Annotated in this window: 18 protein-coding genes; 7 read left to right on the top strand and 11 right to left on the bottom strand. The window is 68.4% G+C overall.

Going from position 1 to position 23,726, the window contains the following annotated elements:
- Nucleotides 1-9: 9 nt before the first annotated feature.
- The 5 genes from ACWD5Q_RS13585 (at nucleotide 10) to ACWD5Q_RS13565 (ending at nucleotide 5,049) form a co-directional block, all read left to right on the top strand.
- Nucleotides 10-522 (top strand): Jag family protein, encoded by a 513-nt coding sequence (locus ACWD5Q_RS13585; RefSeq protein WP_451427144.1) that lies wholly within the window; start codon nucleotides 10-12, stop codon nucleotides 520-522.
- A 388-nt stretch (nucleotides 523-910) separates the two neighbouring features.
- A complete protein-coding gene (gene rsmG, locus ACWD5Q_RS13580) occupies nucleotides 911-1,627 on the top strand; it encodes a 16S rRNA (guanine(527)-N(7))-methyltransferase RsmG (RefSeq protein WP_451427143.1) in 717 nt (238 codons plus the stop codon).
- 306 nt (nucleotides 1,628-1,933) lie between these two features.
- Complete coding sequence (locus tag ACWD5Q_RS13575) at nucleotides 1,934-3,007, top strand: ParA family protein (RefSeq protein ID WP_451427161.1); 1,074 nt, start codon at nucleotides 1,934-1,936, stop codon at nucleotides 3,005-3,007.
- Nucleotides 3,004-4,101: a ParB/RepB/Spo0J family partition protein gene (locus ACWD5Q_RS13570; protein WP_451427142.1), complete on the top strand. Its 1,098-nt coding sequence runs from the start codon at nucleotides 3,004-3,006 to the stop codon at nucleotides 4,099-4,101. Before ACWD5Q_RS13575 ends, ACWD5Q_RS13570 begins: the two co-directional genes overlap by 4 nt.
- Nucleotides 4,102-4,431: 330 nt before the next feature.
- Complete coding sequence (locus ACWD5Q_RS13565; protein ID WP_451427141.1) at nucleotides 4,432-5,049, top strand: GNAT family N-acetyltransferase; 618 nt, start codon at nucleotides 4,432-4,434, stop codon at nucleotides 5,047-5,049.
- A gap of 99 nt (nucleotides 5,050-5,148) precedes the next feature.
- Here the strand turns inward: ACWD5Q_RS13565 and trxA are convergent, their stop codons facing one another.
- From trxA to ACWD5Q_RS13530, 7 genes are all read right to left on the bottom strand, one after another.
- Nucleotides 5,149-5,481, bottom strand: coding sequence for a thioredoxin (gene trxA / locus ACWD5Q_RS13560; RefSeq protein ID WP_007383275.1), 333 nt, complete (start codon nucleotides 5,479-5,481; stop codon nucleotides 5,149-5,151).
- Between the two features lie 41 nt (nucleotides 5,482-5,522).
- Nucleotides 5,523-6,494: a thioredoxin-disulfide reductase gene (gene trxB, locus ACWD5Q_RS13555; RefSeq protein ID WP_451427140.1), complete on the bottom strand. Its 972-nt coding sequence runs from the start codon at nucleotides 6,492-6,494 to the stop codon at nucleotides 5,523-5,525.
- A gap of 184 nt (nucleotides 6,495-6,678) precedes the next feature.
- Complete coding sequence (locus ACWD5Q_RS13550; protein ID WP_451427139.1) at nucleotides 6,679-7,281, bottom strand: hypothetical protein; 603 nt, start codon at nucleotides 7,279-7,281, stop codon at nucleotides 6,679-6,681.
- A gap of 323 nt (nucleotides 7,282-7,604) precedes the next feature.
- The gene (gene sigM, locus ACWD5Q_RS13545) at nucleotides 7,605-8,318 is read right to left on the bottom strand and encodes an RNA polymerase sigma factor SigM (RefSeq protein ID WP_451427138.1); all 714 of its coding nucleotides are present in this window, start codon (nucleotides 8,316-8,318) and stop codon (nucleotides 7,605-7,607) included.
- 27 nt (nucleotides 8,319-8,345) lie between these two features.
- On the bottom strand, nucleotides 8,346-10,067 hold the full coding sequence (locus ACWD5Q_RS13540) for a protein kinase family protein (protein ID WP_451427137.1): 1,722 nt from the start codon (nucleotides 10,065-10,067) through the stop codon (nucleotides 8,346-8,348).
- Nucleotides 10,068-10,185: 118 nt separating this feature from the next.
- The gene (gene murJ, locus ACWD5Q_RS13535; RefSeq protein ID WP_451427136.1) at nucleotides 10,186-12,492 is read right to left on the bottom strand and encodes a murein biosynthesis integral membrane protein MurJ; all 2,307 of its coding nucleotides are present in this window, start codon (nucleotides 12,490-12,492) and stop codon (nucleotides 10,186-10,188) included.
- A gap of 46 nt (nucleotides 12,493-12,538) precedes the next feature.
- A complete protein-coding gene (locus tag ACWD5Q_RS13530; protein WP_451427135.1) occupies nucleotides 12,539-14,965 on the bottom strand; it encodes a DUF6049 family protein in 2,427 nt (808 codons plus the stop codon).
- A gap of 243 nt (nucleotides 14,966-15,208) precedes the next feature.
- Here ACWD5Q_RS13530 and ACWD5Q_RS13525 point away from each other — a divergent pair, with 243 nt between their 5' ends.
- Nucleotides 15,209-16,678: a CCA tRNA nucleotidyltransferase gene (locus tag ACWD5Q_RS13525; RefSeq protein ID WP_451427134.1), complete on the top strand. Its 1,470-nt coding sequence runs from the start codon at nucleotides 15,209-15,211 to the stop codon at nucleotides 16,676-16,678.
- 102 nt (nucleotides 16,679-16,780) lie between these two features.
- On the opposite strand, the gene ACWD5Q_RS13520 is transcribed toward ACWD5Q_RS13525, so the two are convergent.
- From ACWD5Q_RS13520 to ACWD5Q_RS13505, 4 genes are all read right to left on the bottom strand, one after another.
- Complete coding sequence (locus ACWD5Q_RS13520; protein WP_451427133.1) at nucleotides 16,781-17,305, bottom strand: LppU/SCO3897 family protein; 525 nt, start codon at nucleotides 17,303-17,305, stop codon at nucleotides 16,781-16,783.
- 85 nt (nucleotides 17,306-17,390) lie between these two features.
- Nucleotides 17,391-18,683, bottom strand: coding sequence for an MFS transporter (locus tag ACWD5Q_RS13515; protein WP_451427132.1), 1,293 nt, complete (start codon nucleotides 18,681-18,683; stop codon nucleotides 17,391-17,393).
- A gap of 80 nt (nucleotides 18,684-18,763) precedes the next feature.
- Complete coding sequence (locus ACWD5Q_RS13510; RefSeq protein ID WP_451427131.1) at nucleotides 18,764-19,846, bottom strand: inositol-3-phosphate synthase; 1,083 nt, start codon at nucleotides 19,844-19,846, stop codon at nucleotides 18,764-18,766.
- 44 nt (nucleotides 19,847-19,890) lie between these two features.
- Nucleotides 19,891-20,571 carry a helix-turn-helix transcriptional regulator gene (locus ACWD5Q_RS13505; RefSeq protein WP_451427130.1) on the bottom strand — a complete coding sequence of 227 codons (681 nt, stop codon included), beginning with the start codon at nucleotides 20,569-20,571 and terminating at the stop codon, nucleotides 19,891-19,893.
- Between the two features lie 374 nt (nucleotides 20,572-20,945).
- Here ACWD5Q_RS13505 and ACWD5Q_RS13500 point away from each other — a divergent pair, with 374 nt between their 5' ends.
- The gene (locus tag ACWD5Q_RS13500; RefSeq protein ID WP_451427129.1) at nucleotides 20,946-23,615 is read left to right on the top strand and encodes a transglycosylase domain-containing protein; all 2,670 of its coding nucleotides are present in this window, start codon (nucleotides 20,946-20,948) and stop codon (nucleotides 23,613-23,615) included.
- Nucleotides 23,616-23,726: the final 111 nt, after the last annotated feature.

The raw sequence follows: 23,726 nt of genomic DNA, 5'->3' as shown, positions 1-23,726 counted from the left end.
GTCCATCCCGTGACGGAAGGCACCACCTCCGCGGCTGCCGAGGGTGCAGACGCCCTGACCCGCCTGGAGCAGGAGGGTGAGATCGCGGCGGACTACCTCGAGGGTCTGCTGGACATCGCCGATCTGGACGGCGACATCGACATGGACGTCGAGGCCGACCGTGCGTCCGTGTCGATCATCAGCGACACGGCCGGCCGGGACCTGCAGAAGCTGGTCGGTCGTGACGGCGAGGTGCTGGAGGCGCTCCAGGAGCTGACACGCCTGGCCGTGCACCGGGAGACCGGCGACCGCAGCCGGCTGATGCTGGACATCGCCGGCTACCGCGCCAAGAAGCGCGCGGAGCTCTCGGAGCTCGGCGCCAAGGCGGTGGCCGAGGTCAAGAGTTCCGGCGAGCCCGTGAAGCTCAAGCCGATGACGCCCTTCGAGCGCAAGGTCGTGCATGACGCGGTCAAGGCCGCCGGCCTGCGCAGCGAGTCCGAGGGCGAGGAGCCGCAGCGCTTCGTTGTCGTGCTGCCCGCCTGAATCGGTTCGTAGGTTCCTCCGGCCCCGTCTGTTGAGCAGGCGGGGCCGAACTTTGTCAGCCTGGTAGTTCCCCTCGGCTGTGTCTTCGGCAGCCGTTAGAGCTCCGAGCGAAATGGGCGCCCGGCTCGCGGCGTCTGGCACGCACTCCCCCAAGCTCTTCGAGCAGGGGGGACCTCAGCCGCGTTGCCTAAAGGCCCAAATAGCTCCTCCCCACTCTCGACTCCGCTCGAGCGGGGGGACCCCTAACGAGGACCTTTCGGCGCCTTGCGATCGCACGCACCAGACGCCGCGAGCCGATCGGGCGCCCATTTTGCTCGGAGCTCTTAGTCCCTGATAGTTCTGGTGGTGTGCGCCCAGTGCGCTTGTGCGGTACGGAAGGACGGTCCCCGTGACGGAGGCAGCAGCGCTTCCCCCTGCGCCGGAGCAGGCGCGCGAGGTGTTCGGCGAGCGCTTCGCGGACGCGGTCCGCTATGCGGAGCTGCTCGCGGAAACAGGTGTGCAGCGCGGTCTCATCGGCCCAAGGGAGGTGCCCCGGCTGTGGGAGCGGCATCTGCTGAACTGCGCGGTGCTCTCGGAGGTCGTGCCCGACGGGGTGACCGTGTGCGATGTGGGCTCCGGCGCCGGACTGCCCGGCATTCCGCTCGCACTCGTCCGGGAGGATCTGAAGATCACGCTGCTGGAGCCGTTGTTGCGGCGTACCAACTTCCTCAGCGAGGTCGTCGAGCTGCTGGGGCTTGACCATGTGACCGTTGTCCGCGGCCGTGCCGAGGAGGTCATGGGCAAGATTCAGCCGGTTCATGTGGTCACCGCGCGGGCCGTGGCCCCGCTGGACCGTCTGGCCACCTGGGGCATTCCCCTGCTGCGCCCTTACGGGGAGATGCTGGCGCTGAAGGGCGACACCGCGGAGGAGGAGCTGAAGAGCGCCGCCACCGCTCTGGCGAAGCTCGGCGCTGTGGAGACATCCATCCTTCATGTGGGCGAGGGGATAGTGGATCCTCTGTCGACCGTGGTGCGTGTCGAGGTGGGGGAAAGCCCCGGCGGTGTGCGCTTCGCGGCGAAGCGGGCGAAGGCGGCCCGGACAGGGCGGACGCGGCGGCGTCGCTGATCGTGGGCGCCTTTTCGGTCAGCCGTCGTACTCCACACAAGCTGCCCCGCCTACGCATCTCGGAGTGTCGCAGAGGTCCGGCCAGGGCCGCTGTGCATCGTGTTTCACGTGAAACGTCGCTCACTGCTGCACGGCATCATCAGTCGGGGCCGGGCTGCGGCCGAACCCCGCGACCGTAAACCGCTCGGAACCCTAGGAGGGTTGTCCACCCCGGGGGCTCCGTCCCCCGTACAGGCCACGGAGTTGTCCACAGAGGCGGATTTCTCCACAGAAGACCAGACCTCGCTGGTTCACGACCCCGAAGGCATGGGAGGCTCTGTTCATTGCGAGCTTGAAGTCGAGGAGAGTGAATCCTTGCGGTCCGACGCCAACATCGCGGGACCGATGACCGATCCGGTCCCCGGTCCCCGTACCGAGTCGATGGGGGACGATGTTTCACGTGAAACACCGCCCCCGATGGACGACACTCCCATTGGTCGTGCTGCCCAACTGGCGGTGGAGGCACTGGGGCGCGCCGGTGAGGGCCTGCCGCGACCCGAGCAGACCCGGGTCATCGTGGTCGCCAACCAGAAGGGCGGGGTGGGTAAGACCACGACAACGGTCAACCTTGCCGCGTCGCTTGCGCTCCACGGTAGCCGTGTCCTGGTGATCGACCTCGACCCTCAGGGCAATGCGTCCACTGCGCTGGGGATCGACCATCACGCCGAAGTCCCATCCATCTACGACGTGTTGGTCGAGAGCAAGCCACTCGCCGAGGTGGTCCAGCCCGTTCCCGATGTGGAGGGCCTCTTCTGTGCCCCCGCCACCATCGACCTCGCCGGTGCGGAGATCGAGCTGGTGTCTCTTGTGGCGCGGGAGAGCCGGCTGGAGCGGGCGATCCAGGCCTATGAGCAGCCGCTGGACTACATCCTGATCGACTGCCCGCCTTCGCTCGGCCTGCTGACGGTCAACGCGATGGTTGCCGGGGAGGAGGTCCTCATTCCGATCCAGTGCGAGTACTACGCCCTGGAGGGTCTGGGGCAGCTGCTGCGCAATGTCGACCTGGTGCGGGGACATCTGAACCCTGCCCTGCATGTCTCGACCATTCTGCTCACCATGTACGACGGCCGGACGCGTCTTGCGTCCCAGGTCGCGGAAGAGGTGCGCAGCCACTTCGGTGACGAGGTGCTGAGGACGAGCATTCCTCGCTCGGTCCGTATCTCGGAGGCGCCGAGCTACGGGCAGACGGTACTGACTTACGATCCAGGTTCGAGTGGCGCTCTCTCGTATTTTGAGGCGGCACGGGAAATCGCGCTGAAGGGTGTCGGCGTCGGATATGACGCTCAGCACGCCCACATCGGCACCCAGACGGAACAGAGCATGGTGGAGGGGATTCAGTGAGTGAGCGACGGAGGGGGCTGGGCCGTGGTCTTGGAGCCCTGATCCCTGCCGCCCCGACAGGGGAGAAGGCGCCGACAGTGGCGGGCGGCGGTCCGTCCGTCTCGCCCGGAGCAGCGCCCGTACTGACCACGGACCGAGGAGTGGCGGCCGCGAAGCTGGCCACACTTCCGTCTGTTTCACAGGAGGCCGAGAAGCCGTCGACGACCGGCACCATGGAGACGGCCACGCCTCCGCTGGGTGCCCACTTCGCCGAGCTGCCCATCGACTCGATCACTCCGAACCCCCGGCAGCCCCGTGAGGTGTTCGACGAGGACGCGCTCGCCGAGCTCGTCACCTCCATCAAGGAGGTCGGGCTGCTCCAGCCCATCGTGGTGCGCCCGATGGGGCCCTCGCGCTACGAGCTCATCATGGGTGAGCGGCGCTGGCGGGCCTGCCGTGAGGCTGGTCTGGAAGTCATCCCGGCGATCGTGCGGGCCACGGACGACGAGAAGCTCCTCCTCGACGCCCTTCTTGAGAACCTGCACCGGGCTCAGCTGAATCCGCTGGAAGAGGCTGCCGCCTACGACCAGCTCCTCAAGGACTTCAACTGCACCCACGACCAGCTCGCCGACCGCATCGGCCGGTCACGCCCGCAGGTGTCCAACACGCTGAGGCTGCTGAAGCTGTCGCCGGCCGTGCAGCGCCGGGTCGCTGCCGGGGTGCTGTCCGCCGGACACGCCCGAGCCCTGCTGTCCGTGGAGGACTCGGAGGAGCAGGACCGGCTGGCTCACCGCATCGTGGCCGAGGGGCTGTCCGTGCGGGCCGTCGAGGAGATCGTCACCCTCATGGGGTCCCGGCCGCAGAGTACGCCGCGCTCCAAGGGACCGCGTGCCGGTGCCCGTGTCTCGCCCGCGCTCAGCGACCTGGCGACCCGCCTCTCGGATCGCTTCGAGACCCGGGTGAAGGTCGACCTCGGTCAGAAGAAGGGCAAGATCACCGTCGAGTTCGCGTCCATGGACGACCTCGAGCGGATCCTGGGCTCCCTCGCGCCGGGTGAGGGACCGGTCCTTCAGAGGAGCCTGGTGGACGACGACGTGGAGGAACCGGAGGACTGAGCCGGCCGGTGATACCGGCTGGGGACGATCGGTCCCCGGAGAGAAGGCGGGCTGTGTCCGGTGTGTACCGGAACACGGCCCGCTCTTTGCTTTCTGTCGGTGTCGAGGGAATCGCATCATGGATACGATGCGATCGGGTATGGCGCATCCACCTGGCGGTATGTTCAGCGGGGAGGCGGGGGTCATGCGAGCCATGAGCCGTACCGGACTGGTGACCGCGGGCTTGAGCCTGGGAGCGGTCGGCGGATTCGTCGGCAGCCTGCTCAGGGAGCGGAGTGCTCTGAAAGCCGCCCGTGGTGCTGCGGGCGAAGGAAGCGAGGAACTGCCTTCATGGGGCGTCGGCTCGTACCGCTCACGCTGGACAACCTTTCGGATCTTCCCCCGCGCTGTCGCGCGTGTGTCTTCTGGGAGTTGGACCCCGTCAGTGGTGCGGCAGCGGTAAAGGCCGGAACCTCCGGGCTGGAGAAGGAAGCGTGGATCTCTGCCGTTCTGCTGGACTGGGGTTCCTGTGGCCGGGTGGTCTATGTCGACGACGTCCCGGTGGGCTTTGTGCTGTACGCGCCGCCCGCCTATGTCCCGCGTTCCACGGCGTTCCCCACGAGCCCGGTCTCACCGGACGCGGTCCAGTTGATGACCGCCTTCATCATGCCGGGATATCAGGGCCAGGGGCTCGGTCGTGTCATGGTCCAGACGGTCGCCAAGGATCTGCTGCGGCGTGGCTTCAAGGCGATCGAGGTCTTCGGCGACGCCCGCTGGAAGGAGCCGGCGTGCCTCCTGCCCGCCGACCATCTTCTGGCCGTGGGCTTCAAGACGGTACGTCCGCACCCGACGTACCCGAGGCTGCGGCTGGAGCTGCGCTCGACGCTCTCCTGGAAGGAGGACGTCGAGATGGCGCTGGACCGGCTTCTGGGAGCCGTGCAGAAGGAGCCGGCACTGCGGCCGCTGTGACCGGCAGCCGCTCATGCGAATGGGCCAGCCCTTCCGGGCTGGCCCATTCGTGTTTCACGTGAAACATCGCCGCTTCGGCTCACCGGCGGCGTCGCTCACTTACTCGGCGATGAAGTCCTCGAGGTCGCGAACGATCGCTGCCTTCGGCTTGGCACCGACGATGGTCTTGGCGACCTCGCCGCCCTGGTAGACGTTCAGGGTCGGGATCGACATGACACCGTACTTGGCCGCGGTGCCCGGGTTCTCGTCGATGTTGAGCTTGACGATCTCGATCTTGTCGCCGTACTCGGCGGCGATCGCCTCCAGCGAGGGGGCGATCTGGCGGCACGGACCGCACCAGGCGGCCCAGAAGTCCACCAGGACGGGCTTGTCGCTCTTGAGCACGTCCTGCTCGAATGAGTCGTCGGTCACGTTCTTCAGGGTGCCGGCCACAGTGGGCTCCTTAACTTGGTGGTGCGGTGGGGCAGGAAGGGTCAGACGGTGGTCTTCTCGGGTTCCGCCTGCTGCTCGCTGTCTGCGAGCGCGGCGAGGAAACGCTCGGCGTCGAGGGCGGCGGAGCAGCCGGTGCCGGCCGCGGTGATCGCCTGACGGTAGGTGTGGTCGACGACGTCGCCGGCGCCGAAGACACCGGTCAGGTTGGTCCGGGTCGAGGGGGCGTCCACCTTCAGGTAACCCTCCTCGTCGAGGTCCAGCTGACCCTTGAACAGCTCGGTGCGCGGGTCATGTCCGATGGCGATGAACAGACCAGTCACCGGCAGCTCTGACAGCTCCCCGGTCTTCAGGTTGCGCAGCGTCAGGCTCTCCAGCTTCGGGTTGCCCTTGATCTCGGCGACCTCGCTGTCCCAGACGAACTTGATCTTCGGGTCGGCGAACGCGCGCTCCTGCATCGCCTTGGAAGCGCGCAGGGTGTCGCGGCGGTGGACGATCGTGACCGACCTGGCGAAACGCGAGAGGAAGGTGGCCTCCTCCATCGCGGTGTCGCCGCCGCCGATCACGGCGATGTCCTGGTCCTTGAAGAAGAAGCCGTCACACGTGGCGCACCAGGAGACACCACGTCCGGAGAGGCCGTCCTCGTTCGGCAGGCCCAGCTTGCGGTGCTGGGAGCCAGTGGCGACGATGACGGCCTTCGCCTTGTGAACCGTGCCGGCGGTGTCCGTGACCGTCTTGATCTCACCGTCGAGGTCGACGGAGACAACATCGTCCGGAACCAGTTCGGCACCGAAGCGCTCGGCCTGCGCGCGCATGTTGTCCATGAGTTCGGGACCCACGATGCCGTCCTGGAAACCGGGGAAGTTCTCCACCTCGGTGGTGGTCATCAGTGCACCGCCCGCGGACACAGCGCCCTCGAACACCAGCGGCTTCAGCGAAGCACGGGCGGTGTAGAGCGCCGCCGTGTAGCCGGCGGGCCCGGAGCCGATGATGATCACGTTACGGACGTCGCTCACGGCTTCATTCCTCGTCTCTGGAGACTGCTGCTGCTTCTGCCGGGGGGAGCATCTCTGAGTACTCTCACCCCACCCAACGGATCCTAAGGGGCCCGCATTCCCGGTGTGGCCGGGCACACGGACTACCCGGCACCGCACACCGATGCCAGGCGGCACGAGGCAGGAGCCGTCCGGTGCGGGAATCCTAGGAGCGTTCGTACGAACGGGTCAGCAGCACCTTGCCGGGCGTGACCGCTGTCTTCTTCACACAGGCGGCATCGACGATATAGGCCGTGACCTTGGTGCGGTCGGAGACGTCGGGGGTGACGACAAGATAGACGACGGTTCCCTGATACACCCCCTTGTCGGCGGCGAGTACCGGCTGCTGGGCGTGGATGGCCTGTTCGACGCAGCTCGGAACGCTGCCGGTGGTGTCCTTGAGGGTCCTGTTGGGCTGCATGCCCGAGGACCCCGTCGTGTCACCTTCGGACTGGACGCCCCAGGGCTTGCCACTGCCGGCCCGCCCCCCGCCCGTCTTCTGTCCGGCGAGCAGGTCGTTCACCTGCTTCTCCAGGGTGCCTCCGGCGTAGGTGTGAGCCGCGTCGGTGTGCTGCTCTGAGGCCGTCTGCGAGGTCTTGCCCGCATCGTGACCGAGGGTCTGCATCAGCAGGGCTCCCAGGCCAAGGGCCGCGGTCGTGAAGACGGCTCCCAGCGCGACGGCCCTGCGGCCGTCGCGGCGTGTGCGCCGGGCACGGCCGGGTCCGGTGGCCGCGTGGCTGTGACCCGCAGGGCGGTCGGTCGGAGACACGGACGATGTTTCACGTGAAACATGCGTGACAGCCGGCTCCACGGAAGGAGTCCTGGTGGCGCCGGCCGTGGTCGTTTCCAGCAAGGCCTCCGCGGCAAGCGCGGCATCGATGCGGTCCGCCACGTCGTCCGGCATGTGCTGCGGTCCCGGCAGTGTGCCCAGGAGACCGCGGATCTCCTCGAGGGAGTCATACACATCGGCGCAGAGGGGGCAGTCCTCAAGATGCCGCCGCAGGTCCGCGGTACGAGACGGTGGAAGGAGACCTTCCCTGAGGTCGGAGAGGTCCTCGACTGCCGGGTGCCCGGCCGTGCCGGTCGTGGATGTCACGCTCGCCCACCTCCGCCCTTCACAGCGGCTGAATCGCTCGACCCTGCGTCACGTGGTCCCGCTGCGGGTGGGACGGACACCCCCTGGGTCCGGTTCCGTCCACCGCCCGACTTCTTGCCGTCCGCGCCGCTGCGCTCGGTCCGCAGATGGGTGAGCAGCGGCAGCAGTCTGGCTCTGCCGCGGGCGCAGCGGCTCTTCACCGTGCCGGTCGGTACATCGAGGATGCGGGCGGCCTCCGCCACCGGGTAACCCTGCATGTCCACCAGGACCAGGGCGGCCCGCTGGTCGGCCGGAAGGGTGCCCAGGGCCTCCAGCAGCTCGCGGTGCAGATCGTTGCGCTCGGCGGGGGCGGAAGCCGACTCGTGCGGCTCCAGGAGCTGCTCCAGTCGTTCCGTGTCATCCACGGGCGAGGTCTTCCTGGACGCGGCCTTCCGGGCGCGGTCCAGGCAGGCGTTCACCGTGATCCGGTGCAGCCAGGTCGTGACGGCCGACTGCCCGCGAAAGGTGTGGGCGGCCCGGTAGGCGGATACAAGGGCGTCCTGAACGGCATCAGCGGCCTCTTCCCGGTCCCCCAAGGTTCGCAATGCCACGGCCCAGAGTCGGTCCCGGTGGCGGCGCACCAGTTCGCCGAAGGCATCGGTGTCGCCCGCCACATGGCGGGCGAGGAGGTCCTGATCGCTGGCATCACCGTATGCGGCTTCGTCCGCCACCGGACCCCCTCCCCCTCGATGTCTGGCTCAGCCCGTGAACTTCACTTCGGTGATGGCCTGCTTGTAACCGGCGCCGGTGTACGCGCTGGAATCCGGGCCGGAGTACGGCACGGCGGTGAGCCAGACGAGCACATACTGCGACTTCACCGACTTGCTGACCTTCACCGTGGCGGTCGTACCACTCGTCGAGACACTGCCGATTTTGTCCATCGACGCCAGCGACGACGGCGTCAGTGAGTCGGCCGCGTACAGCTCGACCGCCGTGTGATCGCCGCCGTACCGGAGCCCGATGGACGCCATGCTGAGCTTCTGGGCCGAGCCGAGGTCGTAGACGATGCCCACGCCCGGCTTGTACGGCGCGAGGGCCGGGCCTTCCAGGAACGTGCTGGTCTTCCAGTACGTCGAGCTGTTGCCGTCGTAGGTCTTGGCGACGTCGTTGGGGTGCTGGGCATCGCCCTTGGCGACGAACTCCTGGGCACCCCGGATCCTGATCGGCGTGACGGGGTTGGGCTTGCCGCCGTTCTTGTCGTTCCCGTCGGTCGTCTGCGTCTGACGGGTGTCGTCGGATTTGTTGCCCTGGTCCATCAGAACCTCGGCCAGCTGCCAGCTCCCCAGCCCCAGCGCGGCGATGAGCAGCGCCGAGACGGCCCACTTGAGGGCTTTGCCGGTGCGGCTCTGCAGCGGGGGCGGCGGGGCCGGTACGGGCTGGGTGATGCCCGGACGGGCCGGGGGGCGGCCGTACGTGCCTTGCTGATACGTCGTGCGCTGGTACTCGGGCGGCGCCGTGAACGCGGGCTCCGGCGGGCGGATGCGGGGCATCTCGCCGACCGCCTTCGCCAGCTCCTCGGGCGTGGTGCACGGGGACTCATGGCGGGAGGCGGTGGCGCCGTTGTTGGCCAGCGCCCGCATGGAGAGCTCGGACAGGCCGCGGTGGACGCCGGCACGCACCTGGTCGGGGGCGATCAGGCCGACGCCCTTGGGCAGCCCGGACAGGCCGTAGGCGTCGTCCTCGTACGGCCAGCGCTGGGTGAGGGCGGCGTACAGGAGGGCACCGATGGCTTCCGTGTCGGTGCGCTGCGGGGTGTCGGAGCCGATGCCGCGCAGCGCGGCGTTCACAGCGAGGCCCCGGATACGCCACTGGCCGGAGGCGGTGCGCAGCACGGTGCCCGGGTTCAGGCGCAGATGGGAGAGTCCCTCGCGATGGGCGGCGGCCATCGCCTGGGAGACATGGGTGACCATCTGGTAGGCGTCGTGGGCCTCCAGCGGCCCCGAGGCGAGCAGTGCGGTCAGCTCGGTGGCGTCTGGCAGCCACTCGTGCACGACATAGACGAGGTCGTTCTCCTCGACCGCGTCCAGGACCTGCACAAAGCGGGGGTCGCCGAGCAGCGCGGACGAGCGGGCCGCGGCCAGTACCGAACGGGCCCGCGGGTGGTCCGCCGGCAGGACGTGCACACCGACGGCGCGGCGGAGTTTCTCGTCCACCGCACGCCAGCTGCTGAACCCGTCCAGACGGGTGAGACATTCCTCGAGACGGTAGCGTCTGGCGAGTTTGTGACCGCTGTGCAGCTCGGGGGGTGAGGCCTTTCCGGGATGCTCGGTTCCGCCGCCCCCCTGTGAGTCGTCGCCGTCCGTGTTCAGCTTCCGCATCTGGGCCACCCCGTCGGACGTGGACTGGTCCGCCTTGGCGGTCAGCGGCTCGTCGCCGCTGTTTGCTGCCACGTCGACGGCAGCCGTGCTCCGTTCCGCCACCGTCGTCCCTGCCTCCCCATCCGTTGCGCGCTGTCCGACGCAGAAAACAATTGTGCCCACAGTCCGCCGCTATGCACGACACACAGCGACGCACGATGGTTGTGCGCGTACCCCCGCCTCAGCGCCCCAGGCGCCCGCGGACCATGCCGACCATTGAGTTGAGTTCCTCGATGCGCATCTTGCGTGCGGCCACGTAGAAGACACCGAGGAGCAGGGCACCACCGCCGATCAGGGCGGCGAGCGAGCCGCCGACGCCCTGGCCCAGCGTATGGCCGATCTCGTAGCAGGCCGCCCCGCTCAGCAGAGCGGCCGGCACCGAGGCGATCCCGAGCCGTGCGTAGGTCCGCAGCACCCGGGCGCCGTCCAGGTCGCCGCCCAGCCGCTTGCGCAGCCGCGCCCAGGCGACTCCGACGCCGATCGCGTACGCGAGGCCGTAGGAGGCCGCCATGCCGGCGACGGCCCAGCGGGCCGGGAGCAGGACGTAGCAGGCGGCCGAGGCGCCCGCGTTCACGGCGGCCACGATGACCGTGTTGTAGAAGGGGGTGCGGGTGTCCTCGTACGCGTAGAAGGCGCGGAGCACCACGTACTGCACCGAGTAGGGGATCAGACCGAGGCCGAAGGCCATCAGCATGTAGCCCATGTTGGTCGCGGAGCCGATGCCCGAGGAGCCGAAGATCAGGGTGCACATCGGGATGCCGAGCGAGACGAACCCGAAGGCGATCGGGACGATCGCGACGGCCGTCGTGCGCAGGCCCTGGGAGATGTCGTCCCGGACGGCACCGCCGTCGCCTTCGGAGGCGGAGCGCGAGATGCGCGGCAGCAGGGCGGCCATCAGGGAGACGGTGATGATGGCCTGCGGGAGGCCCCAGATCAGCTGGGCGTTGGCGTAGGCGGCGAAGCCGGTTCCCTTCACCGGGGAGGCCTTGCCGGCGGCCGTGGAGAGCTGGGTGACGACCATGGCCCCCGCCTGGTTGGCGAGGACGAACAGCACGGTCCACTTGGCGAGCATCGCCGCCTTGCCGAGGCCGTGGCCCTTCCAGTCGAAGCGCAGCCGGATCCGGAAGCCGGTCTCCCGGAGGTAGGGGATCATCGCGAGGGCCTGGACGACCAGTCCCAGCAGGACACCGATTCCGAGGAGACGCTCGCCCTCCGGCGGAATGTTGTGGACCGTCATCCCGGAGTGCGCGGCGCTGCCGTAGACCCAGATGAAGGCGCCGAGCGTCACGATGATGACGATGTTGTTGAGGACCGGGGTCCACATCATCGCGCCGAACTTCCCGCGCGCGTTGAGGACCTGCCCCATGACCACGTGGATGCCCATGAAGAAGATCGAGGGCAGGAAGTAGCGGGTGAAGGTGACGGCGACCTCGTTGGCGGCCGGGTCGTCGGCCACGGGAACGGACAGGAAGCGGACCAGAAGGGGTGCGCCCAACATCGCCACCGCCGTGAGCACGCCCAGCGCCACCATGACGAGCGTCAGCAGGCGGTTGGCGTAGGCCTCGCCGCCGTCCTCGTCCTCTTTCATGGAGCGGACGAGCTGCGGCACGAACACGGAGTTCAGGCCGCCGCCGACGGTGAGGATGTAGATCATCGTCGGCAGTTGGTACGCGACCTGGAACGAGTCTCCGAGGAGGCCGAGGCCGAGCGCCGACACGATCAGTGCGGACCGGATGAACCCGGTGAGCCGGGAGACCATCGTGCCCGCCGCCATCACGGCGCTGGACTTCAGCAGTCCCGAGGCCCGCCCGCCCTTCTTGGCGGGGGCCTCGGGTGCGGCGGGAGCCGGTGCGGCCGTGGGAGCCGCCCCGGCGGCCGGTGCGGGCGCGGGGGTGTAGGCCCCGGGCTGGCCGGGTGCGGGGGCGTGGGCCGCCGTCTCGTAGCGGCCCATGGGGCCCTGGCCGGGAGCCGGTGCGGGCATGGACGTCGACGGTGGGTACGGCTGTCCGCCGCCCTGCTGCTGGTCGCGGAAGAGGTGGGCGAAGGCATCCGGCTCGTGGTGTTCCTCGCCGGCCTGGATGACCAGGTCGTCGACGCCCACGTACTGGGTCGTGCGGGGGTCGTCGCCGTAGGGCAGGTACTGCGTCGGGCCGGACGGCTCGGGCGCGGGGGGCTGGGCCCAGACGTGGGGGTCCGGGGCGTACTGCGGCGTCGGCGGCTGCCCGTAGAGCGGCTGCTGGGGCGGGTAGGTGCCCGGGGGCGGCGGGGGGTGCGCGGCGCGGTCGTAGAGGGCCTCGGTGACCGGATCCTGGGCGGAGAGGTCCTGCGCCCGGTAGGGGTCCTGCTGGTAGGCGTCCTGGAGGTACATGTCCGCCTGGGGGTGCGGCGGCGGTACCTGGCCGGGCCCGTGCGGCGGCGGCCCCTCGGGGTGGCCCGAGGGGCCGCCCACGGCGCCCTGGCCGTGGTCACCGTCGTACGGCGCGTTCATGGTTACCCCACCTCATTGTCCGCGGGCCGACCGGCCACGACGTCGCTCAACGGTCCACTCTCTCACCCGTGCTGGACGGGTCGGCGCTTTCGGGTGCGGTGTCCGGTACCGGGTCACTCGGCTGCTCCGGGTCGTGTGCCCCGTGCTCCGCGTCCGACTCCTGTTCGGGTTCCGACGCGGGGCCTTCGGCGTCCTCAGTGTCTACGGTGCCGTCCGCGGAGTCGTTCAGACCCCCCTCTTGCGGGGTGGCGTCCGGGTCGCTCTGCTCCTCCTGGGCCTGTCGCGCGGCCAGGCGCTTGCGCTGGGTGTACATGCGGAATCCGGCGAGGACCAGCAGCAGGACACCGCCCGCGATGACCAGCATCACCGTGGGCGTGATCTCGGTGACGTTCACGTCGAAGGTGACGGCGGGGCCGTACGCCTGGCCGTCCTCCGTGAAGAGCTGGGCGACCACCGCGGCCCGGCCGTTGGCGTTGGCCGTGGTGGTGAACTTCACGGACTGGCTGTGCCCGCCGGAGACGGTGATGGGCTGCTCCGCGTAGGGGCCGTTGCCGATCTTGAGGCGCGTCGGCTGCTGCGAGGTGAGCCGCAGCACCAGGTGGTCGACCCCTTGCATGAGGTTGTTCTGCACCGTCACGGGGATCGTGGCGCTGCGGCCCGACAGCTTGGTCTCCGACTTCTCGATCAGCCGGACCTGGGCGGTGAGCCCGTCGAGGTACGACCCGACGTCGAGGCGGAAGTCCGAGGCCTCGGTGGAGTGCCCCCGCCAGGAGGTGGACATGGCGCGGTCTATGGCCCGCCCGAAGGGGGTGACGACCCGCTCGCGGTCGGTGAGGATCACCTGGAGGTTGTCGAGCTTGTCCTGCGTGTCCTCGATCTGCTGGAACGCGGACTGCGGCAGTTGCTCCCTGCGCAGCGACGCAGGGTAGCGGGAGGTGGACGGCACGTGCGTCGTGGCGAGCGGGTCCGGCTTGGCGTCGGCCGCCGCGGACAGCCCGGCGGGCTGCGACCAGGTGCTGTCCTGGAGGGTCTTCAGCGCCTGTGCCATCGACTGGGCCTGGCTCGCTGACGGCATCCGCTGCGGGGCGACCACGATGCTGCGCTGCTTCTGCGGCTCCTCCAGGTTGGCCATCAGGCTCTGGGCCAGGAAGCTCTGCACCGCCAGTGTGGCGGCGCCGGCCGAGGTCATGTCGCCCTGAAACGCGGTCGACAGGTCTGCGTCCGCGACCACCGCCGTGGTGCCACCGCCGATGGGGCGCGCCGAGGTCGGGGTGTAGGACAGGCCGCCGGTCTCTTGGAGGCTGTCGCTGCGGGCGATGATCTTGTCGGCGCCGGCGGAGGTGGCGACCTTGACGATCGAGGGGTCGATCGCGCCGTTCACGGGCCAGGCGAAGTCGGTCTCGGGACTCACGTGGAGGATGGTCTCCACGGTGCTCGCGGCCACGTCCGTGGCGTCCTTGAGATGGCTCAGGGAGCCGGTGACGTTCTTACCACCGTGCGCGAGCGAGGCGAGGTCGGGGTCGGCGAAGGGGAGGGCCACGACCTCCTTGTTCTGGACCGCCTGCTCGAGCTCGGCGAGCCACTGCTTGGCGACCGCCTGGTTCTTGCCCGCCGTGGCGGAGCCGCCGTCGCCCTTGACGCTGTAGCTGCCCGCCATGGCGTCCACGGAGGCGAGCAGGTCGGGATCGATCACCCAGGTGACGTCCAGGCCCTTGCCCAGCGACAGGAGCTGGGAGAGGCGGCCGCCCGGAGCGATCTCCTTGGCCAGTTCGTCGTTCTGGAAGACGGGTGTCTGCTGCTGGTTGGGCAGGGTCTCCGCGCTCATGTGGACGGAGGAGATCAGCGGCCAGAGGTACGTCGTCTTCGTCTTGGCGGACGCGCCGTCCGGCTGCCAGGGCAGAAACGTCCGCTGGATGCCGAGGACCTGCTCGTACTGCTGCGCGGAGGTCTGGCCGGAGAGCGAGACGCCGAGCTGGTAGACCCCGTCGGCGCCTAGGTCCAGCTCCTTTACGGGCACGGAGAGGGTGAAGTCCTGCGGGACCCCGGGGGCGAGCTTGGGGAACTCCTCGACGTACTTGCCGCCGAGTTCGGTGCCGTCCAGGCCGGGCGTGAAGTCGGTGCGCCGGGCGGCGCTGTCGATCGCCCCGCGACTGTTCAGGGACGGGCCGACCCGCAGGCCCACGTGCGCGTCCGTGACCGTCTGCTTGCCGTTGTTGGTGACCGTGCCGGAGACGGTCAGGGTGTCGCCGTCGGTCGGAGCACTGGGGCTGACCGAGTTGAGGGAGACGCTGACCGCGCCGGAACCGCTCGCTGCCACCGGAGCGCTCTTCTCGGCGGCGTACGCCGGCAGCCCGGCGGGCAGCTGTAGCAGGCCCGCCAGCAGGGGCGCACCCGCGAGCAGTGCTCCGGTGCGCCGGAGCCACCGGCGGGCAGGTGAGGGACTCATCCCCTGGAAGTCTGCCGCCTCGGCCACGCGCTCGCCCGTCCCTCGTCGTCGTCAGTGGTCGTCGGAATGTGCGTCCAGGCATGGTAACGAGGCGCGCGGAGGGGAAGTGCCGCGGTCCGCCTTCCAAGATCGGGAACGAGGGAGGTCTGTCCTCTATAGAGACGTATCGAGCAGGGGATCCGTACACATTGCTTATGCGCGGCTACGGAAGGCTTCCGCACGATTAATGGGGGCGATTCCGTGCGCCTGGGCCACGTACCCTTTTCTGTTGTGCCGAACGCCAACGAAGACAATCCCCGTGCCCTGAGTCAGGTGCAGCGCCGTGCGGTGAGTGAATTGCTGCGGGTGTCCCCTGTCGCCGACGACCTTGCCCGCCGCTTCCAGGAGGCAGGTTTCTCGCTCGCCCTGGTCGGCGGCTCGGTGCGGGATGCCCTCCTCGGCCGGCTCGGCAACGATCTGGACTTCACGACGGACGCCCGTCCGGAGGACGTGCTGAAGATCGTGCGGCCGTGGGCGGACGCCACCTGGGACGTCGGTATCGCCTTCGGAACGGTCGGCGCCCAGAAGGACGCCCGCGTCGGGGATGCCGTACAGCGCTTTCAGATCGAGGTGACGACATACCGGTCCGAGGCGTACGACCGGACGTCACGCAAGCCCGAGGTCTCGTACGGCGACTCGATCGAGCAGGACCTGGTCCGCCGTGACTTCACGGTGAACGCCATGGCCGTCGCGCTGCCCGAGAAGGAGTTCATCGATCCTCACCATGGGCTCGAGGACCTCGCTTCCCGGGTGCTGCGCACTCCGGGTACCCCCGAGGAGTCCTTCTCCGACGATCCGCTGCGGATGATGCGGGCCGCCCGGTTCGCGGCTCAGCTCGACTTCGAGGTCGCTCCCGAGGTCGTCGCGGCGATGAAGGAGATGGCCGGGCGCATCGAGATCGTGTCCGCCGAACGCGTGCGGGACGAACTGAACAAGCTGATCCTGTCCGCGAACCCGCGCAGTGGACTGAGGCTGCTGGTCGAGACGGGGCTCGCCGACCACGTTCTGCCGGAGCTGCCCGCGCTGCGACTCGAGCGTGACGAGCACCACCGGCACAAGGACGTCTACGACCACACGCTGATCGTTCTGGAACAGGCCATGGCGCTCGAGAAGGAGGGCCCGGACCTGACCTTGCGGCTCGCCGCTCTGCTGCATGACATCGGCAAGCCGAGGACACGTCGCTTCGAGCAGGACGGTCGCGTCTCCTTCCATCATCACGAGATGGTGGGCGCCAAGATGACCAAGAAGCGAATGATGGCGCTCAAATACCCGAACGAGCTGGTGAAGGACGTCTCCCGGCTGGTCGAGCTCCATCTGCGCTTCCATGGCTACGGCACCGGAGAGTGGACGGACTCCGCGGTGCGCCGGTACGTCCGTGACGCGGGTCCGCTGCTCGACCGTCTCCACAAGCTCACCCGGTCCGACTGCACCACCCGCAACAAGCGGAAGGCGGCGATGCTCTCCCGTGCGTACGACGGGTTGGAGGAGCGCATCGCTCAGCTCCAGGAGCAGGAGGAACTGGACGCGATCCGCCCCGATCTGGACGGCAACCAGATCATGGAGATCCTGGGCGTCCGCCCCGGACCCGCCGTTGGCCAGGCGTACAAGTTCTTGCTGGAGCTCCGCCTGGAGAACGGGCCGATGGAGCACGATGCCGCAGCGGCGGCACTCAAGGAGTGGTGGGCCGAGCACGGCTCCTGAGAGGGAAGAGGGGCAGGTTTCACGTGAAACATGCCCTCGGATGTGCCGAGGGGCGATGTTTCACGTGAAACATCGCCCCTCCGGTCCGTGCAGACCGTTGCGTTACTTGTTGTCCTTCAGGCACAGCACCACATCGTGGCCGTTGCCGTACTGCACGTAGGAGATCGCCGCATCCTTGACAGCCTCGCATTTGGTGTCATCGGTGCTGCCGTCAAACTTCTGGACGACCTGGTACTGGGCCTCACTGGAGGAGCAGTCGACCTCGTTCAGCTCTGCCTTGGAGTTCGAACCGTTGTTGTGCATGCAGGCGCCCACCGACGTGGTCTCCGCATCCGTCTCGTTCGCCCACCAGCCGATGCCGAACTTCACGGCCAGGACGAGGATGCCGACGATGAGGCCTCCGACGATGCGCAGCGCCTTCTTGCTCGAGCGCTTGCCGGGACCCGCCTGCGGCGGCATCGGAGCGGGGGCTCCCTGGTTCGGGAACGGGGCGTAGGGAGCCTGCGGGGCTCCGGGATAGCCGGGCTGCTGCGGCGGAACTCCGGGCTGACCGGGCTGCTGTCCCATGGGCGCGGGCGGTTGCTGGGCGTACGGGTTCGTGCCCTGGGGCGGCGGCGGAGTGGTCACTGTGAGGGTCCCCCTCGAATGTAAATGCGGAATGCATGAAATAAGACGCCCGTAAAGTACCGGTCCCCGCTGACAACCTTGAAGCTCAGAGCGGTTCCGTAGCCTTGATGTGACACTTACCGGTGAGGAAGCGGGACATAGTCACAGCAACTGCCGCGTAGATCACGGCGACCGTGACCACCAGGGCGGCTGAGCGGCCGTCAGGAGGCAGCATGACGGCGGCGAGCCCGGCCGCGCCGACGAAGGCGGTGTTGAAGAGCACGTCGTACACCGAGAAGATCCGGCCTCGGAAGACGTCCTCGACCGCCGACTGGACGATCGTGTCCGTGGAGATCTTGGCGCCTTGGGTGATGAGCCCCAGGACGAAGGCCGCGACCAGCAGAGGGCCGGTGGCGAACGGAAGGCCGAGCGCGAGCTCCAGCACCGCGGCCGCCGCGGCGCACACGACGATCCAGCGGCCGGGACCGAGGCGTCCCGCCGCCCACGGCGTCACCACGGCCGCGGCGAAGAATCCGGCGCCGGACACCGCCAGCGCCACCCCCAGCAGGGCGAGCCCGTGGGCCGGGTCCGCGGCCAGGGCGTACCGGCACAGTATGAGCAGCAGAACCAGCAGGGCTCCGTAGCAGAACCGCATCAGTGTCATCGCGGCGAGTGCCCAGGCGGCCTCCCGGCGCGGAGGCTCGGCCAGATGACGTACGCCTGCCACCAGGGCCCGCAGAGTGCCGACGAGGGCTGTGCCCAGCCGTGGTGGCGCCCCCGTCCGGTCGGGACCCAGCAGGTCCGGCGCCAGGCTGAGAGAGACGAGGGCCGACCCCAGATATAGCGCCGCGCCCAGCAGCACCACCGCCGCGTCGGAGCCCGCGGCCACGAGGCGCACCAGGAAGGCGAGTCCGCCGCCCGCGGTCGCGGCGAGTGTGCCGGCCGTCGGGGAGAGCGAGTTGGCCATCACCAGGCGCTCGCCGTCGACCACGTGCGGCAGCGCGGCCGACAGTCCCGCGAGGATGAAGCGGTTGACCGCGGTGACACAGAGCGCGGAGACGTAGAAGAGCCAGTCCGGGACGTGAGCCAGCATCAGAGCGGCCGTCACGCAGGCCAGCAGGGTGCGCAGCAGGTTGCCGTAGAGGAAGACCTGACGCCGCCGCCAGCGGTCCAGCAGGACTCCGGCGAAGGGGCCGACGAGGGAGTACGGCAGGAGCAGTACCGCCATCGTGGAGGCGATGGCCGCGGCCGAGGTCTGCTTCTCCGGAGAGAAGACGACGTAGGCGGCGAGTGCGACCTGGTAGACACCGTCGGCTCCCTGGGAGAGCAGCCGTACGGCGAGCAGCCGTCGGAACCCCTGGAAGCGCAGGAGGACGCTCAGGTCGCGCACGACGGACATGGGGCCCAGCCTCACATACGCGCAGGGTCCCCGGGCACCTGGCCCGGGGACCCCTCACGGTTCGCAGGCGAAAATCGGCCTCAGCGGTCGACCTCGCCCTTGATGAACTTCTCGACGTTCTCGCGGGCCTCGTCGTCGAAGTACTGGACCGGCGGGGACTTCATGAAGTACGAAGACGCCGAGAGGATCGGGCCGCCGATGCCGCGGTCCTTGGCGATCTTCGCGGCACGCAGGGCGTCGATGATGACACCCGCGGAGTTCGGGGAGTCCCACACCTCGAGCTTGTACTCGAGGTTCAGCGGGACGTCGCCGAAGGCGCGGCCCTCGAGGCGGACGTAGGCCCACTTGCGGTCGTCGAGCCAGGCCACGTAGTCGGACGGGCCGATGTGGACGTTCTTCTCGCCGAGGTCCCGGTCGGGGATCTGGGAGGTGACGGCCTGCGTCTTGGAGATCTTCTTGGACTCCAGGCGCTCGCGCTCGAGCATGTTCTTGAAGTCCATGTTGCCGCCGACGTTCAGCTGCATCGTGCGCTCCAGGACGACACCTCGGTCCTCGAACAGCTTCGCCATGACGCGGTGCGTGATGGTGGCGCCCACCTGCGACTTGATGTCGTCACCGACGATCGGGACGCCCGCCTCGGTGAACTTGTCGGCCCACTCCTTGGTGCCGGCGATGAAGACCGGAAGGGCGTTGACGAAGGCGACCTTGGCGTCGATGGCGCACTGGGCGTAGAACTTCGCCGCGTCCTCGGAGCCGACGGGCAGGTAGCAGACGAGGACGTCGACCTGCTTGTCCTTGAGGACCTGGACGATGTCGACCGGCTCCTCGGCGGACTCCTCGATGGTGGCGCGGTAGTACTTGCCGAGACCGTCGAGGGTGTGGCCGCGCTGGACCGTCACGCCGGTGGAGGGGACGTCGCAGATCTTGATGGTGTTGTTCTCCGAGGCGCCGATGGCGTCCGCCAGGTCGAGACCGACCTTCTTGGCGTCCACGTCGAACGCGGCGACGAACTCGACGTCGCGGACGTGGTAGTCGCCGAACTGGACGTGCATCAGGCCCGGGACCTTGGACGCCGGGTCGGCGTCCTTGTAGTACTCGACGCCCTGCACCAGCGATGCGGCGCAGTTGCCCACGCCGACGATGGCTACGCGAACCGAACCCATTCCGGTTGCTCCCTGTGTGTACGTGGTGAAGCCCCGACTGGACCTCACGTGGTGGTGTCGTCGGACGGATCCGGCCGGGTGCTGTCCCGGTGCCGGGGCAGGCCGCCCGTCTCTCCGGATGTGCTGCCGTGAGCGGAGCCGTCGGCGGTGGAACCCCTGAGGTCCCGTCCGGCCCGCTCGCTCTCGATGAGCTCGTTCAGCCAGCGCACTTCGCGCTCCACGGACTCCATCCCGTGGCGCTGGAGCTCGAGGGTGTAGTCGTCGAGACGCTCCCGGGTGCGCGCCAGGGAGGCCCGCATCTTCTCCAGGCGTTCCTCCAGCCGGCTGCGGCGGCCCTCGAGCACGCGCATGCGCACGTCGCGGGACGTCTGCCCGAAGAAGGCGAAGCGAGCGGCGAAGTGCTCGTCCTCGTACACGTCGGGGCCCGTCTGCGAGAGCAGCTCCTCGAAGTGCTCCTTACCGTCCGCCGTCAACCGGTAGACGATCTTGGCGCGGCGCCCCGCGAGCGGAGCGGCGTGGGCGTCGTCGGTGGTACTGCCCGTCTCCTCGATCAACCAGCCGCAGGCGACCAGCGTCTTGAGGCACGGGTAGAGCGTCCCGTAGCTGAACGCACGGAATACACCCAGTGATGTATTGAGTCGTTTGCGCAGCTCGTAGCCGTGCATCGGGGACTCGCGGAGCAGGCCGAGGACGGCGAACTCGAGGATTCCGGAACGCCGGCTCATGTGCGCCTCCTTCCTGCCGCTGTCTCGTCCGCACGGCCTTTATGCCGTGCTGATGTATCGACTCGATACATCAGCACGATAGAACGCCCCTCCAGGTGCGACAAGTGGAGACAGGGTGAGCGGGGTCACATCACTGATTCGCAGGAGGCAAGTTGCCTGATTTGGGGTGAACTTCGAGACTCGGCGGGTTTTGGTGGTGCGTAGTCTGTGCGGCATGCACACCCCCGGGAACCGAGTGACACCCGGGGACGTCATCGTCCTTGGTGCAGTACGGGTGAATGCACAAACGACCGCATCCGTACTTCGGGGGGACCGGAAACCAGCCGCCGTTTCCAGGCGCGCGAGGATGCGCCTGCCCGAGGAGTAGTCGTTCGATGAGCGAGCACCGTCGCAAACCGCCGCAGCCGCAGGGAGGCGGACGTGCCGCGGCCCGACGCGGCCAATCGGCGCCCTCCGGCCGCCGCGCGGCACCGCGAGACGCCACCGGGTCCCCCTCCGACTCCTATGGAGCGGGAGGTGAGGAGCGCCCGTACAGCGGCCGTGCCGAGGCCCGGCGGGCGGCCCAGAGAAATGCCGGCGGCCGGCGCAAAGGGCCCGACGGCCCGGGGCGCGGTCCCGGAGGTCCGGCCGGTCCCGGCCGGGGCAGAGGGCGGAACACCCCACCCGCCAAGAAACGCTTCATCGACTACCCCCGCTCGGGCAAGTACGGCGCCGCGCGCTGGGTGCCCTCGTGGAAGCTGGTCACGGGCCTGTTCATCGGCTTCATGGGGAGCCTTGTGGCAGTCGCCGGAGTCGGCTACGCGCTGGTGAGCGTTCCGGACGTGGCCAAGACGGCGACGGCCCAGAACAACGTCTTCTACTGGTCCGACGGCAGCCAGATGGTCGCCACCGGCGGTGAGATCAACCGCCAGATCGTCAACTACGCGCAGATCCCCCGGGAGATGCGGTACGCCGTCATCTCGCAGGAGAACAAGACGTTCGAGACGGACAGCGGTGTGGACCCCAACGGCATCGCGCGTGCCGTCTTCAACATGGCCAGGGGCGGCCAGACGCAGGGTGGCTCCACCATCACCCAGCAGTACGTCAAGAACGCGATGCTGGACGACCAGTCGCAGACGATCTCCCGGAAGTTCAAGGAGATCTTCGTCGCGATCAAGGTGGGGGCCAACGTCCCCAAGCCCCAGATCATGGCCGGCTATCTGAACTCCGCCTACTACGGGCGGGGCGCCTACGGAATTCAGGCAGCCGCGCGAGCGTACTTCAACAAGGACGCCACCCATCTGAACCCGGGCGAGTGCGCCTTCCTGGCGGCGATGCTCAAGGGCGCCACGTACTACGACCCGGCGGGCGCGACGTCCCTCGACACGAACGCCACTGCGGAGGCGAACAGCAAGCGGGCCGAGCTCCAGATGCAGGACACCCTCAACAAGATGGTCCAGTACGGCCATCTGAGTGCCGAGGTGCGGGCCAAGTACACCAAGCTGCCCAAGGTCCAGAACCCGCGGTCGAACAGCCGGCTGAGCGGTCAGATCGGCTATCTCGTCGACCTCGCCAAGGCGTACCTGGTCAACAACTCGACCATCACGGCCAGCGACCTGCAACAGGGCGGTTACTCGATCTACACGACGTTCGACAAGAAGAAGGTCGAACAGCTCGAGAGCGCCGTCAAGAACGTCCAGAACGCCAACATCAAACCAAAACTGCGCCCGAACACGGACAAGTTCGTCCAGTTCGGCGGAGCCTCCGTGGATCCGGCCACCGGTGCCATCAAGGCGATCTACGGCGGCGTGGACGCGACCCAGCACTTCACCAACAACGCGGACCAGACCGGTGCGCAGGTGGGTTCGACGTTCAAGCCGTTCGTGCTCGCGGCGGCGATGTCCTGGGGCAAGCGCAACCCGGACCTCGGCGAGTCGCAGGCCCAGGACGAGCGCACCATCGTCTCGCCCAAGAGCCTCTACAGCGGTAAGAACAAGCTGAAGATCCAGGAGTACAACCACACGGTCTGGAAGAACGAGAAGGGCGAGGAGTGGCTGCAGACGAACGACGGCGACGAGTCGGTGGGCAGCCCGCCGGACTACAAGATCGACCTTCGTGAGGCGATGCGGCTCTCGGTCAACTCCGCCTACGTCCAGCTCGGCATGGATGTCGGTCTGGACAAGGTCAGGGATGCGGCCCTGAGCGCGGGCATTCTCAAGTCCAGCCTCGCGAGCGCCAACTACCCGTCGTTCTCGATCGGAACCTCCGACCCCAGCGCCATTCGTATGGCCGGTGCCTACGCCACCTTCGCGGCGAGCGGTCAGCAGAACGAACCGTTCTCGGTCACGAAGGTCACGAGCAAGGACGGCACGGCCTTCGAGCACAAGGCCAAGTCCCAGGATGCCTTCACCGCGAAGGTCGCCGACAACGTGACCGACGTCCTGCGGACCGTGGTCGAGAAGGGAACCGGTACCGCCGCGCAGCTGCCCGGCCGCGAGGTCGCGGGCAAGACCGGTACGACCGACGGCAACAAGTCCGCCTGGTTCGTCGGGTACACCCCGCAGCTGTCGACCGCGATCGGCATGTTCCGGATGGACGACGACGAGAAGAGCAAGTCGCGTACGTTCCTGAAGATGTATGGAACGGGTGGCCAGAAGAAGATCCACGGTGCCTCGTTCCCGGCCGAGATCTGGCACGACTACATGTTCCAGGCGCTCAAGAACGAGCCCGTGAAGAACTTCCCGACGCCCGAGCCCATCGGTGTGGTCGTGAACGACACCCCGAGCCCGAGCGTGACCCCCACGCCCACGCCGAGCACCACGCCGAGCCCGACGCCGACTCCGACGCCGAGTGCGACGCTCACCTCTTCCTCGCCGACGCCCAGCGACACCTGCGGCGCCTTCAGCTGGAACTGTGGCAACAACAACGGTGGCGGCAACGGCAACGGCGGCGGTACCGACGCCGGCGGCACGGGCGGAGTGACATCGAGCCCGACGGAGACCTCCGGGAGCGGAAACTCCCGGGGCAATGGCAATGGAGGGTTCGTCACCGGCCAGAACGGATAGCCATCACTGTTCGTGTCTCATGTGAAACGCTCCGTTTCACGTGAAACGTCGACCGAAGAGGGGCCGTCCCACCCGTGAGGTGGGGCGGCCCTCGGCTTTTTCCCGGGTGCA

Source organism: Streptomyces sp. NPDC002513, assembly GCF_053595355.1.
This window is presented reverse-complemented; position numbering and strand designations above follow the sequence as displayed.